This window comes from Pseudoalteromonas sp. DL2-H2.2, assembly GCF_021532535.1.
GTDB classification, from domain to species: Bacteria; Pseudomonadota; Gammaproteobacteria; order Enterobacterales; family Alteromonadaceae; genus Pseudoalteromonas; species Pseudoalteromonas rubra_A.
In genome coordinates this window covers 381,036-394,963 of sequence record NZ_JAKGBD010000001.1, presented here as the reverse complement: position 1 = coordinate 394,963, position 13,928 = coordinate 381,036, and the positions used below count along the sequence as shown (strand labels likewise).

10 protein-coding genes are annotated in these 13,928 nt (G+C 47.8%); 1 reads left to right on the top strand and 9 read right to left on the bottom strand.

The window, feature by feature from the left end; genetic code table 11:
* Positions 1-207 precede the first annotated feature (207 nt).
* A complete protein-coding gene (locus L1285_RS01550) occupies positions 208-549 on the top strand; it encodes an ArsR/SmtB family transcription factor (protein WP_058798929.1) in 342 nt (113 codons plus the stop codon).
* On the opposite strand, the gene L1285_RS01545 is transcribed toward L1285_RS01550, so the two are convergent.
* The 9 genes from L1285_RS01545 to L1285_RS01505 form a co-directional block, all read right to left on the bottom strand.
* Positions 546-1,805, bottom strand: coding sequence for an NAD(P)-binding domain-containing protein (locus L1285_RS01545; RefSeq protein ID WP_235410700.1), 1,260 nt, complete (start codon positions 1,803-1,805; stop codon positions 546-548). The two genes, L1285_RS01550 and L1285_RS01545, sit on opposite strands and share 4 nt — an antisense overlap.
* Before the next feature lie 80 nt (positions 1,806-1,885).
* Positions 1,886-2,869 carry a permease gene (locus tag L1285_RS01540; protein WP_235410699.1) on the bottom strand — a complete coding sequence of 328 codons (984 nt, stop codon included), beginning with the start codon at positions 2,867-2,869 and terminating at the stop codon, positions 1,886-1,888.
* Between the two features lie 272 nt (positions 2,870-3,141).
* Positions 3,142-3,600 carry a hypothetical protein gene (locus tag L1285_RS01535; RefSeq protein ID WP_235410698.1) on the bottom strand — a complete coding sequence of 153 codons (459 nt, stop codon included), beginning with the start codon at positions 3,598-3,600 and terminating at the stop codon, positions 3,142-3,144.
* A gap of 134 nt (positions 3,601-3,734) precedes the next feature.
* Positions 3,735-4,211, bottom strand: coding sequence for a hypothetical protein (locus L1285_RS01530; RefSeq protein WP_235410697.1), 477 nt, complete (start codon positions 4,209-4,211; stop codon positions 3,735-3,737).
* Positions 4,212-4,380: 169 nt separating this feature from the next.
* Positions 4,381-4,698, bottom strand: coding sequence for a hypothetical protein (locus L1285_RS01525; protein ID WP_235410696.1), 318 nt, complete (start codon positions 4,696-4,698; stop codon positions 4,381-4,383).
* Between the two features lie 17 nt (positions 4,699-4,715).
* Entirely contained in the window at positions 4,716-4,916 is a 201-nt protein-coding gene (locus tag L1285_RS01520; RefSeq protein ID WP_235410695.1) for a hypothetical protein, read from the bottom strand.
* Positions 4,917-4,948: 32 nt separating this feature from the next.
* Positions 4,949-5,425 carry a hypothetical protein gene (locus tag L1285_RS01515; RefSeq protein ID WP_235410694.1) on the bottom strand — a complete coding sequence of 159 codons (477 nt, stop codon included), beginning with the start codon at positions 5,423-5,425 and terminating at the stop codon, positions 4,949-4,951.
* Between the two features lie 286 nt (positions 5,426-5,711).
* Complete coding sequence (locus L1285_RS01510; RefSeq protein WP_235410693.1) at positions 5,712-8,621, bottom strand: transglutaminase domain-containing protein; 2,910 nt, start codon at positions 8,619-8,621, stop codon at positions 5,712-5,714.
* Positions 8,622-8,634: 13 nt separating this feature from the next.
* Positions 8,635-13,869 carry a putative Ig domain-containing protein gene (locus tag L1285_RS01505; protein WP_235410692.1) on the bottom strand — a complete coding sequence of 1,745 codons (5,235 nt, stop codon included), beginning with the start codon at positions 13,867-13,869 and terminating at the stop codon, positions 8,635-8,637.
* Positions 13,870-13,928 lie beyond the last annotated feature (59 nt).

Below are 13,928 nucleotides of genomic sequence, written 5' to 3'. Positions count from 1 at the left end.
AGGGGGCTTACAGTACAATATCGAATACCCAACATACACAAGACATGCTCGCAGGTCATACAAGACTGACTGTCAAATTGGTGCTCGGGTAACGTCTTACAGACCTGTGCTGCTGAGTGACAAGGCAAAGAGCATGCTCTCACAAAGCCGTTTTGCCTCATTCATATATTTCCAGTATTATGGAATTATATGAATGAGGAGCAAGATATGGAACTGGCATCTGCGGCAGATAAACTCGCCGAACTGGGACACACTACCCGCTTAAGTATTTTCCGATATTTAGTGAAAGGGGGCACGCATGGCGTACCCGTTGGCGAAATACAGGCTGCGCTAGATGTGCCGGGTTCGACTTTGTCTCATCATATTAATCGGCTGGTAAAAGTGGGGCTGGTCAAGCAAAGGCGAGAAAGCCGCACACTTTACTGCGTGCCTCAATACGATGCACTAATAGGGCTGATCGGATTCTTGCAAGAAGAGTGTTGTGTCAACCAGTCAGACGACCCCAGCTGCGATAGCACATGTAATACTGCTCAGGGCGAGCCAAGCTAGCCACAACATGCGCCCTGTTGCGCCTTTGGTGCACCAGGAAATCTCAACTGAGACGCGCGAGCGGCTTCTGTATTACCCGCCAGAGATTCGACAATCGAGCGCACCTGCTCATAGCCGGTGAGCATTAAGAAAGTCGGGGCACGTCCATAGGATTTCATACCCGCAATGTAAAAGTGCGCATCATCATGAGACAACTCATCGACTCCGTGTGCACGCACTGAACCACAACTATGCAAATTTGGGTCAATCAATGGTGCAAGCCGCGTTGGTGCTTCAACAACATGGTCCAAATCCAGCCTTAATTCTCGCAACATCTCCAGGTCAGGCCTGAAGCCGGTCGCAACAATGATGTTGTCGACCTGCATCCCGATAGGTGCCCCACCCGCCAAAGCGCGGATATCCAGCCCATGCCCGGCCCGGATAATCTCTTTGATCTCTAATTGAGAAACCAGCTTTAGCGCCCCACGCTCAATGGCCTCTTTGGCCGCCAGCCCGAGCTGCCGGCGCGCAGGCACTTTGTCGTTGATGCCTTTGCCCAGCAGCTTATCGATGTTGTTTTTACGCATACCCCAAATCACTTCGGTACCGGGCTCTGCCGCTTGCAGTTTCAGCAAATCCAGTGCGATATTCATTGCCGAGTGGCCGGCACCCACCACCAGATTGCGTTTTCTTGCAAAATCGCTTCGCTGAGTACCCAGAATGTCCGGAATACCATAATAAACACTCTGCTGATTGGCCAACTCACCAGGCACAGGCAAACCATCAAGCCCCAGCGGATTTGGACTCGACCAGGTACCGGACGCATCAATCACAGCATCAGTATGCAGCAGCTGGATCCCTAACTCATTTCGACAATGCACAACAAAACGTGCACTGTCACGACCTTGCGTTGTATGCTTACTGACCCCCGCTTTAGACACACCAAAGACCTCTGTGCCATAGCGAATATGCTCCGCCAATTCGGGTAATTTGGCTGCAGGTTGCAAGTAGTGCTCAACGACTTCCCGACCAGTAGGAGTTACATTGGCGTCTACGCCAGGCCAGCCATGCGCAATCAGCAGGTTTACCACGGCCTCATCCAGCATATAGGACCAGGGCGTAAACAGGCTAACATGTCCCCATTGCAACATTGCAGCCCCTGCGGTGTCACCTTTTTCAATAATGGTGGGGCGGATCCCTTTTTCCAGCAGTCTTGCAGCCGCAGCCAGGCCGATGGGTCCGGCACCAATAATAATGACTTCTTTGATTGGTTTCATTTCAGGTTACCTCTTGATTAATCGTATCTAACTCAGGCGGCCGGCTTAGCCTGCCAACCTCTAAAAAAACAAATAAACGGCTAAAAAATAACGGTATATAAGTACCCGGCAGTCATCGCCATCCCGAGTACCACACCCAGAAATGCCAGGATCATCTGCGTTTTGAAAATGGATTTAAGCAGGATAACTTCGGTCAGGCTGGCACCAGCACTGCCAATGATCAGCGCCATAACGGACCCCAGTGCCATACCTTTTTGCACTAAACCTGCACTCAGCGGGATCACCGCAGAAGCACGGATATACAAAGGAATACCAATGACGGCGGCAAGTGGAATGGCATACCATTTGTTTTCACCGGCATAGTCAACAATCAGCTCTGTGGGCACAAAGCCATATATGAAGGACCCTATGGTGATACCAAGCAGCAAATAGGGCAGGGTAGTGAGAAAGTCTTTCCAGGTTGTTCGCCAAATTCGCAACCAGCGATTTTCTGCCTGCTTTGTGCCTGTAGCGGGATTTTTTCTATCTCCACATTGGCTACTTTCCGGGTTAAGCGGCGTCTCTTTGCTCGTCTGGCCAGCCTTACAAGCAGACTGACTGACCGCAGCCTGATAGGCTTCATCCCGAACATAACGCTCAAACCCTAGTCGCTCCAGCAAGTAGCCCGACACGACCGACGTGATAAGAGCAACCGAAAAATAGAACGCCGCCACATCCAGGCCGAATGTCACAATCAATAACCCAATAACAATGGGGTTCAACAGTGGACTGGAAAATAAGAAAACGGTAACGGGCCCAAACCCGGCCCGTGCCTGCAATAGCCCTTTTAAAAACGGGATCGTTGAGCAGGAACAAAACGGTGTGATTGCTCCCAGCAACGCCGCAATCATGTAGCCCTTACCTTTGCGGGCACTCAGATTTTCCCTCACCTTTTCAGGCGTAATGTATTCCTGCAGCACACCCACCAAATAGCTTACGACTAGAAATAACACAGTTAACTCCAGCGCAAGGAACACAAACATATCGGCCGCCTCTTTAAGCATGACCTGTATTTCTGGTGACATAGATCTCTCCTAATGTGATTTTATATTTCTAGTATTATGAAAATATAAAATTAGGTCAATCTATATTTCTATAAATATGGAAATATACATTAGGAAAGCAGCTCACACATCATCCAAAAAATGCGTGAGAGTCTAACTAATTCATTGAATTAAATTATAAATTTTAAAAAAGTAAGATCATTAAACATCTACATAAAGTCGGGCGCGTCCACCTTACTTGTAAGGGTGCTTACAGCGATAAAGGTACAGGCATAAAAAACCAAGCCTTTGTATCAACATGCGTCAGAACCTATTGCTTTAAAAACACGATGCACAGCTTCTTCGCCAGCAGTGGCAAGTAACGGCGGCACATCAGGAAATGATGACACGAATGCCGCTCTGAATAATTCAACAATGAGTCTTTCTAAACCCGCCTCATTACAGTTTTCGGTGGCGATCGTTTCGATGAACTCTACCTGCAACACTTCTTTCACGAGTATGAGCCACAGCAAAGCCAATATAGTCAGTACACCGCGTTTTGCCATATTCATGCTGTCAAAGCCGTTCACGAGATTAGCAATCCGAAAAAATACAACAGTAAGCTTAGGACAAACACACTGAGTAAGTGTTACCGCCCAGTATTCCCACCCTTCGCAGCGACAGAGCCAGCGGCCTTTCGTAAATACTTTATCAAGCAACAAGACAACCCTGACCGACAATACAAAGGCGAACTGTATCAGGGTAATAAACATATCCAATGCCTGAATCACATTCCTTTTTCGACAAATAGCACTAAGCCCAGCACCTCGCAACCCAGATAAAAATGACTTAGCTATGCAAAGATCTTATAAACCAGCCTGTTATCTGACAGAGTGATAAAACGCCTCTACTTCGCTGTTACGGTAAATATATCAGGCCGGGAGCGGGCATAGATAACACATAACGGCGTATCGCAAATCTCTGGCTTAAAGTAGTTTTTCGCTATTTGGCCCTCTGCTTCAAACGAAATCAGGCACCTTGGTTTACAAAATCCACGATCATTACAGGTCTTTGCAGGTACAGCAGTATAAGTGTCTGCCTCCTGAGCTTGATGTTCCAATAAATAGTTATTTCTCAATGTACTTAGCTCAAAAGGCATCAATAAAGAAACCAAAAAGCTCAAAACCGAAAACAGATTCAGTCTGAGTGAGCGATAGGATAAATGCCTTAAACCCAGCCCGATATAAAGCACAATGGCCGCCAGCATCAACAAAAAGCCACTTAACCAGTGGTTGTCTTGTTTGATATGAAGCGTATCAAACGACAGATAAAACCCTACCAGCCAGATGGTGGCACAAGTGAACTTTAAACTATTTATACGCATCCATACCTCACTTGTGAACTGCTAGCCGGTATCAGAGCTGACAGTCAAAAAGATTCCCATACATAGCATGCATTTCTAGATTCAAAAGAGGCTCCAGAAGCAATTGTTTTTCTCCTGGGGATCTCCATGAACTTTCTCCCTCTGTATATCAGCGATATATTCGCCAGGTTTAACAAGGTAATAACATGATCCCCCAACCCCCCGCGCCGCTTGCCAGTACAGCACAACACAGGGTTATGACGAGGGCCACAGATACACACCTGGCTTTGGTATACTTAAAATAAACGATACCCAGGCAACCCGATACGCACAGCGCAGCAAAAACAAATGCAGTGCTAAGCAACACTGCGACCCGCCAGCCTCTGTCCGCCTCTTTACATTGCAAGGCCGTGATATAAGCGCTGAATTCATCCAGCAACACTTCCTTCAGGAGCAGCAACCAAAGTACAGCCAGTACTGCCAGTAACAGGCGCTGTGTGATACTCATACTGCCAGACAGCTCCCTCATGGTATCAGTAAGCCAAAGAAATACAGCAGCAGGCCTAGAGCAAACAACTGGGTGAGTGTCGCCGCCCAGTATTCCCAGCCCTCGCTGCGATAGATCCAGCGGCCTTTCATAAATACTTTACCAAGCAACAAGGCAACGCCCACCAATATTAAAAAGACGGCCTGGATCAGGGTAATGAATATATCCAGTGCAGCCATAACCTTCCCTTATCGGCAGCGAACGATAAACGCTACCTCTCTACAAGCTTAAATATATCCGGTCTGGATTGTGCGTAAATGACGATATATTGCTCATCACAAACCTCTGGCTTGAAGTAGTTTTTTGCTATTTGGCCCCCGGCTTCAAACGAAATCAGGCACCTTGGTTTACAAAATCCACGATCATTACAGGTCTTTGCAGGTACAGCAGTATAAGTGTCTGCCTCCTGAGCTTGATGTTCCAATAAATAGTTATTTCTCAATGTATTTAGCTCAAAAGGCATCAATAAAGAAACCAAAAAGCTCAAAACCGAAAACAGATTCAGTCTGAGTGAGCGATAGGATAAATGCCTTAAACCCAGCCCGATATAAAGCACAATGGCCGCCAGCATCAACAAAAAGCCACTTAACCAGTGGTTGTCTTGTTTGATATGGAGCGTATCAAATGACAGATAAAACCCTGTAAGCCAGATCAGACAGCATACAACACCCAAATTATTTGTACGCATATTTTCCCCGATACAAGTGCAAAACAAAAAACAGTGCCAAACATATCAGTACGACCCAGTTAATCTCCTGAGAGAGTATATAAAGATAACTTGTTGTCATAAAATGTAAGAATGCTTTGTAGCACCTTGCGGCTACACTGTTTGCAGTGAATACATAGTGTACGGCCTCCGCACCAGTAAAAGCCAGTAAAACGGCTGGAAAAGGGGGCGGAGTGCGACTTGCTGTTGTAAAGACAACCAACAAGCAAATCGCAACTAGTGCAAGGTGAGCGCCTCTAAACATAGTTTAAGCAGACAAATAGGTTGTACAGTATTTAGACTTCAGTGTGCCTTGAATTGCTCCACCACCAACAAAAGTACCGAACCAAAATCCAAGGATACCTCCAAGCCCCTTCCCCCAAATAGCGCCTATAATTGTTAGTACTCCTATAAGAACAATATACATATCAACAAGTGCAGCTGGACACTTCTCAGACGTCATTACAGATATTGCGACAAACGTTGCAACTGCTGTCAAAACTGAAATCAGCAAAGCCAGCATTGCAAATTTAGCGCCCAAAAATGTAAGACCCAGCCCGACTAAACCCAACACAGCAGAGAGCTCATCGACTAGCTCGAGAAAACCTCCGTTTTCACCCCCACTTATCTTATACGCAGCAGAGCCGCTCGTCGGCTCCATAATAATATAGCCAGTTCCCTGCCAACTATTTAAATTTATTGGCTTTTCATGAACAGTAACTACCTTACCATTCGTAATCGCAGTTGCAATTTCAATACGAGCCTGTTCGTCGATCTGAATATTATCCAACAAAGCACGATTAGAGCCGTTCAAAGTATAGATAATTTGGCCAGTCTCATTCGCGAACCCCAATGCTTCAACTGCACTAACCCCTCTTAAAGACGTTCCCGACGCAGAAAATAGCTGTTGTGGTACTATATTCTCCATCAAAGAACTGGAGTTACCTGATAGCCGGTTAAATTCACTCCAATCATTCCAGCAGTTTGTTTTGGATTCATAAGCCCCCTTTTTCTGGTCAATATCCATTGTGACACCACCAAAGCTTACATTGCGGGGAACACCAAACCAGTAACTAACGTTGAGTGTCGTTGAAAAAGAGCCATAACTAGGCTGCTCATAACTGATAATGTTTTGCAACTTAGCGTTTAGTCGATCTTGAGTTTGTACTGAGGTCCAATAAGAAAGAATGCCAGCTTGAACAATCAATCCTGTAAAGTCATGACTCGTTATAGCTGACAAATTATCAGCCTGTATTTTTTGCTCACTCTGAGCCAACCGCAACTGCAAATCTTCAAGCGTTTGCTCGCTGATACCATGTGCATTAATGCTAAGTGCGTGATACTCGCCCGCAACTAAGGGACTATTGGTCCTCTCCCAACTAAACCTCGGAGTCCAGAAGCCTTTGTCTGACTGAAGTTCCTGCCCTATCGGAAATACGCCCCCTTCTCCTATCACAAATTCATTTATTGTAAATTGCGCCTTCACGTTAATGAACCCATAAGGGAGACTGGTGGGGATCTCGCTTGATGAATGCTGTTCATTGGGAACTAGTTCACTTAGCTTGTCCCAATCAGCCTCTGAAGCTGGTTTAAAGGATAAAGCGATTCTCTTTCCCAACAATTCCGGTAAACTTTTCTCAATTTGTAAGTGGGCACTGCCGCCACTTTGGAGCGTAAATCTATATTTATGGCGCAAGTTATCAGGAATATTTGAAAGTGACTGTGAAGCAATTACTCTATTATATGGTAAGTTAGGTATATCAATATTCTGGTGAGCGACGATCACTTTACTACCAAAAATATCCTCAAAAGATGCATCAGGAAGATGAAGTGCTAAATAGTCCTCTAGTTGATTTTGAATCGACTCTATCTTGGTGTAGGCTGCGCTTTCATTCAAACCCTTTACCCACTTCTCAGTTGGCTCTATTGTAGCTCCATCAGTAAGCTCTGATACAAATGCATCTTGATCTAATGACGCTACCTGGGTTAGGTCTATTCCCTCACTATATTCATACTGCTTAAAACTCGGATCCGCCGCATGCCACTGACCATCTTGGTAAAACTCCACCCAAACATGCTCCAGACCATAAGATACGACTTGATTCTCAGCTCCTTTGATAATCACATTGGGAACTCCACCTTGACCAAGCAAATTTTGCGCAGCTTCAATTACCTCAACGCCGCCTACCCAGTTTTTCACCTGTTCCGGATCTACCTCGACAGAGCCATATACATAACGGGCAGGCACACCCGACAGGCGCAGCAGCGATATCATCAGGCTGGCCTGATCAAACGCATTGCCTCGCTGGGTCTGACGTGTATAGTCCGCCCCCTGAATTGAACCAAAAGCGGGCACATACTCGATGTTATTGTATACATACTGGAAAATTTGTACGGGGTCTGAGCTCAAACTTGCAGCCAATTGCGCCAGTTCAGCAGTATGTGCGGTATCAACATTCAGCGCCAGATAAGCACTTAAGTCTTGCGTTTCAGTGCGTTGTGACGATTGCAGTTGCTCCAACGGAGATCTCTCACCTTGCGATGGGATACCCAATCTTGCTTGCAATGCCTGAATACTGTCTGCCGGACGATGCACAACGTTTGGCAACGGACCAAAAGGCAGCTGGTCGTTGTCGTATTGATGATGCGTGCGACCAAATTGGATCTTGTTAAGATGGCGATGTAACGCCTGAGCGTCATTCAAACTGGCACGCTCAGATCGTGTCTGACGCATCAGATTGTCGGCTATCACAGGCCAATGTACATCATAAGCCCCCAACAAGCGCTTGGTCAGCGTCATGTTGTGGCGATCTTGCAAAGCAACGGCATCCGCCAGCTCGTTGTTGATTTCAGTACGGCTATGTTCAGCTAGCGCAACCAATTGGGGTTGTATCTCTAACAACGTTTGCCGATAGATGGCCAATGCTTGTTCACGTTGCGCAGGCTTACGCGCATAGTAAATAGCCTTTTCCGTGTTGTCCTGCAGTATCTGAAGCTGCGTCATCAACTCATCGGTATAACTGGTTTGCTCACTTTGCAGCCCCATGGCATAGCGCATCGCCAATGCCGAAGGTGAATAAAACACAAATAGCATGCACAGCACCAGGCCATAGGTGATCAGCGCCAGAATACGCCTCTGTGCTCGTATATTGTCTAGCTGTATTGTATGGTTTGTCATAATCTTTTCCCTGTTAACGACACTTGCGGCGATTGAACGGTCCTGGTGCCGTCACCGCGATATTAAACTGCTGTGAAACAGACTGGCCGGTAATATCACGCACACTTACCGTCACGCTGTGGATCCCGACCTGTGTGGTCTGCGGCTGCCAGGTAATAACCCCCAACGCATCAACAGCCATACCTTGCGGTGCGCTTTGCAATTGATAAATCAGGCTATCGCCATCTGGGTCTTGCGCCGTCAAAGTGTATCGGTACACTTCATCCGTTTTTGCCCTTCCCGGTGGCTCACTGGTGATCACCGGCGGTTGACTGTCCCCCTGATACCGGATGGTCAGGTTAAATTGCTGCTCGGAATGGTTACCCACAGGATCTGATACCCGGACTTGCACTGTATGAACACCTAAATCCGCAACATCAGGTTGCCAGGTGAGCTGGTTTTGTGTATCCAGCTGCATACCGGCCGGTCCATCAAGTAACTCAAAAGTTAAGGAGTCACCATCCAAATCCTGTGCACTAAGAGGATAAAGGTAATCCAAACCGGAATAGCCGCTCAACACTGGCTGGCTGGTAAATGCCGGTTTATCGCCGGCATTGACGGACACATTGAACTGCTGCTGTACATAGGCCCCATACTCATCAATCACTCTGACGGTAATGCTTTGTGCGCCAGCCTGAGCCAAAGTCGGCGTCCAGCTGAGCAAGCCCTGAGCACTCAGAGTAACGCCCTGAGGCACGTCTCCTAAGCGATACAGAAGCTGGTGACCGTCTTCATCGGTGGCGCCGATCTGATACAGATAAGTTTGCCCGACAAAGGCACTAAAATCTGGCGATGTATGGATCACTGGCGGGTGGTTATTGGCCAGCGCTCTGACTAACACAGAAAATCGCTGTGTAACGCCTGCACCAAGTGCATCCTCTGCAAGTATCTCAAATTGCTGGCTGCCCAGTGATGCGGCATCCGGTGTCCAGAGCAGCTCATTGTTTGCATCTAATACAGCCCCTTCGGGCGCACTTAGCAACGAAAAGTAAATGGGGTCACCGTCTGGGTCTGTAGCGCTGAGTTTATATCTGTACAAAACATCCACAGCCGCAATACCAACTGGCGTACTGGTAAACCCTGGCGCCTGATTAGACGGATAGTAACTAAAGGTAAAATGTTGTTCAGCAAAGATCCCCTGCTCATCAATTGCCCGCACGCGCACGGTATGCAACCCATCGATTTGCGCACTTTGTGGCCAAACCAACAATCCCTGAGGTCCTACTGTCATACCTTCAGGTGCCTCTGTCAGTTGGTAGGTGAGGGCACTCCCTTCCGGATCTGAAGCCTCTACCTGATACTGTAAGCTTCCATCATCGGCACCCACAAACTGAGCTGAGCTAGTAATCACCGGAGGTTGGTTGATGCTTTCAGAGACCTGAAGTTCAAATGCTTGTACAGTGGTCACGCCACCTTCACTGGTTGCAGCTATCGCAACGGCGTAAACGCCAGGCTGTATCGGTGTCCAGCTCACTGTACTGGTTTGAACATTCAGAACCATTTCCTGTGGCGCGCTTATCAGCGCCAATGTAGCTGGCATCCCATCTGATGTACTCACTTGTATCTGATAGCTAAAGGTATCGCCAAGTGCCATAAAGGTAGACGGAACAGACGTGAACTCTGGCGCCACACCGGTGCTTCTGACTACCAGATTGAATGACTGAATGGCAGCCAGATTCTTATCGTCAATCACTTCGATGATCACTTCATGCCCGGCCTCAGTACTGGCCATATCCGGACGCCAGACCACCTCTCCCGTTTGCGCATCAATCGTCATTCCTTCGGGTGCAAGTGCCAGCTTGTACGTCAGCGCTGCGCCACGATCACTGCCAGCGACAACCTGATAGTAGTAACTGGCACCTACTTGTGCATCCCTGACAGGTGTACTGCTGATAATTGGCGCGCGCAAGAAATCAAGTACGGTTACTTCAAATTGAGTGGTCACTACCTCCCCCGCGAGATCCTCTATCGCCGCCTCAATAAGGTGCGGGCCTACATCAGCCTGACCAGGTCGCCAGGTGATCACCCCACTGGAAGGGTTGATTTCCATCGCCTGTGGCTTATTCACTAAGCTAAACAGCAAACCTTCACCTAAATCTGGATCACTTACTGCTAATGTTTGGCTATAGCGCTCACCTACTTCCAGCGTGACCGGTGCGACTTGTGCGATTTCTGGTGCAGCATTAATGTCCTGAACATTTACAGCAAACCACTGACTATCGGTCAGGCCTTCACTGTCGGCAACCGTAACCTGCGCCACATACGCCTCCAGCAGGTTATTATTGCTGACACATTCATCACTGGCCGTTGCCACCACCACACGCACTTTGCCATAAATGGCTTGTGGTGCCAGGTAGCTTAACTGCACCGAAGTCATTGCTCCGACTTCGACTACCCCGGGAGACACCTGACCGAGTAACTGATCATTGCTGTAAAAAGCAACCACAGCATCATCTAAACTGGCTATTAACCCCCGGTTTCTAAGCGTTACGCTTAGCGTTAAAGCGCCTGATGGGTTTTGCTTCACCGATAGTAAGTTAGGCTGCAAATCAGACTGTAGGATCGGTGGTAGCTGATCAACGATTTCTTTGACTTTGATATCCACCAATGCCTTCGAGAATGACGAGGCCCTCAGGCCACCAGCGCGCAAAAAATTGAGATCCCAGGCTGCACCGCCTGTTAGAATAGCCAGATCAACATAGTCACTTACCGTTGTGCCATAACCGGAGATTGCGGTGGCATTTTCACAGGTGTAGTAATCTCCCTGCCCATCGGCAACATATCCCACACCATTGGCGGCAATACCAATTGCAGACGTGCCGTCACCGCATTGAAACGTCGCGTTGACCACTGCATTTAAAATCACGTTTGACTCTCGAAGACGGGTCAACATACCATTTATGTCCAGCGCAAGCGTATTATCCCGATCTTCATCAGTAACCAAAATCAAGTTATGTGCGGTTTCAGCACGTAAAGGATACGTATCGAGGGTCTCGGACATAGCCCGATATCCATCTTCCGTACCACCATATAAACGCAATTGACGCGACAACTCGGTAAAACTATCCGCCTCAACCACATACTGCTCCAGATAGGTTTTGTACGAAGGACGAGCTTCATAGCCGACCAAACCATACAAATTACTATACGCATTGCCAACGCCCACATTGCGTAAACCAGTTTCTAGTGCGGGCACAAGATCATCCATCCAACGATGCTCACCACTCATAGACCCTGACTCATCAACAACCAAGAAAATGTCGGCGGCTCCACTGACACGCGTTGTTTTATCCTGAACTATGCGGCAATAGGGATTGTCAGCTAAACGCCCTTGTGGCAATAACTCAGGCGCTGGCCAGGCTACCAGTCCGTTGTTTGGGTCGATACTCATCCCCGTTGGCGATTGAGTTAAAACATAGCTCAGCTGCTGGTCCCGGTCGTCCGTAGCACTGACCGGATAGCGGTAATCTTGAAACTCATCAACCAGTTCAACGGCTTGTGATGTAATCTCAGGTGCTCGATTGCCCTGAGTAGTAAGTCGGACAATGAATTGCTGAATGCCACTAAGCCCTGGTAAGTCCGTTACCTGGACAGTAACAGAGTGTTCTCCAAGTTGAGACTGCTCGCCTACCCAGTCCAGCAGCCCGGTCTGAGGATGGATCTGCATTCCTTCAGGGCCGTCAATCAGTTCAAACCTGATAGGATCCTGATCAGGGTCCTGAGCTATCACGGCATATTGATAGTGGACACCTAATATCGCCTCGGCTATGGGTACTGAAGTGATCATCGGTGCCTGGTTGCCTGGTGCGCTCACTTGAATATTAAAGCTTTGAGTATCACTGGCCTGTCCGTCAGTCACCCGCACTACTATCAGATGAGTCCCAGTTTGCGCAGCCCCGACCGGCCAAGTTATTTCACCACTTTGTGCATTAATTTGCATACCCACAGGAGCCTGTATGAGTCGATAGCTCAACGTGTCTCCGTCGGCATCGGTCGCCATTACCGGATATTCATAACGTGTATTAATATCAGCCAGTGTCGGTGGCACCGAAGTGATCACGGGAGCATAGTTGTCCGGAGCGTTAACCGTAACAACGAACGACTGAACATCGAAAGCCGCTTTGTCATCTGCGGCTCGCACAGTAAATGAATAATGCCCAGGTGTGACCTGCTCAGTCTCCCAGCGGATCAAGCCTGTCCATTCATTGATTTGCGCCCCCTGTGGTACTGATTCCAATTGATAAGAAATAGGATCCTGATCAGCATCTTGCGCGACGACCGCATAGTTATAAGTGTCCGGCCATTGTACTGAGATACTCGGGTCTGAGACGATAACAGGAGCTTTGTTAAAGCTGACCAGGTCTGATAAATCCCCCTGAAAACGCACACTACCCAAGTGCATAGACCCGTGCCAGCTGTTGGCGATGACGGTTGCCTGCGCATCGCCATGTGGCGCTTCTATGTCGGCATTTGGTGCCAGCACAATACCTTCAATACTAATCCCGGCGATACTCAGCGCTGTAGCCTGATAAAAATTAAAAATCGTTCTCGACCTGTGCGGCAACAAAGTCGCCAGACTTTTATTTTTAAAGACAACGTTGTCACCAGAAATGTTAAAAACAACCGTCGCGTTATCTGGAATACACTGGACATCAAAGGTGTGAGCTACATTGGTTTGACTGCCATCCAAAGTAAACACCTGGGTGTCACTGTGACAATCTCCTTTTAGGTACAAGCCACCCCACTTAAACTCCACTGTTCCATTCGCTGTGGCCTCACTAAGTTGCGTAGAGACAGCCTGAAAATAAGGCTTACTATCAATAATTGATGTATCCAGAGGCTGATTTTCAATCTCTGTTCCGGCTGGTAATCCAGACAACACGGGATAGGCAAAGTTGACTTCACCAGCCACTCTCACCCGGCCGTGGTAAAGGCGGCCATTATCAAAAGTGGCATTGCCTTCAACCAATAGCCCATAACCCGCTGTCAGCGTGGCTGCATGTGTCGCCAGACCATAACCATTCAGTGATAGATCTCCCCCCACGGCCAGGCCACCTTCGGCATGTCCGCTCCCCGCAGTAAAATCGCTAAAAATATAAGCACTATAATGACTGGCAGCGGTGAGAGCGCTATCCTCCTTCGCCTGAAGTGGCGTGAGTATAGTCACCGACAACAACATAGTGAGCGACGAAATAAGCTTCCTTTTCATCCTTTTCCTCTGTTCAAATGTTTTTGAAAGGTCAAATACAACCGTGTCTAAAAACTGTA

What these genes read in the sequence shown, in the direction of transcription:
- L1285_RS01550 (WP_058798929.1), top strand. Translation starts at nt 208, where the DNA reads ATGGAACTGGCATCTGCGGCAGATAAACTCGCCGAACTGGGACACACT.
- L1285_RS01545 (WP_235410700.1), bottom strand. Translation starts at nt 1,805, where the DNA reads ATGAAACCAATCAAAGAAGTCATTATTATTGGTGCCGGACCCATCGGC.
- L1285_RS01540 (WP_235410699.1), bottom strand. Translation starts at nt 2,869, where the DNA reads ATGTCACCAGAAATACAGGTCATGCTTAAAGAGGCGGCCGATATGTTT.
- L1285_RS01535 (WP_235410698.1), bottom strand. Translation starts at nt 3,600, where the DNA reads ATGTTTATTACCCTGATACAGTTCGCCTTTGTATTGTCGGTCAGGGTT.
- L1285_RS01530 (WP_235410697.1), bottom strand. Translation starts at nt 4,211, where the DNA reads ATGCGTATAAATAGTTTAAAGTTCACTTGTGCCACCATCTGGCTGGTA.
- L1285_RS01525 (WP_235410696.1), bottom strand. Translation starts at nt 4,698, where the DNA reads ATGAGTATCACACAGCGCCTGTTACTGGCAGTACTGGCTGTACTTTGG.
- L1285_RS01520 (WP_235410695.1), bottom strand. Translation starts at nt 4,916, where the DNA reads ATGGCTGCACTGGATATATTCATTACCCTGATCCAGGCCGTCTTTTTA.
- L1285_RS01515 (WP_235410694.1), bottom strand. Translation starts at nt 5,425, where the DNA reads ATGCGTACAAATAATTTGGGTGTTGTATGCTGTCTGATCTGGCTTACA.
- L1285_RS01510 (WP_235410693.1), bottom strand. Translation starts at nt 8,621, where the DNA reads ATGACAAACCATACAATACAGCTAGACAATATACGAGCACAGAGGCGT.
- L1285_RS01505 (WP_235410692.1), bottom strand. Translation starts at nt 13,869, where the DNA reads ATGAAAAGGAAGCTTATTTCGTCGCTCACTATGTTGTTGTCGGTGACT.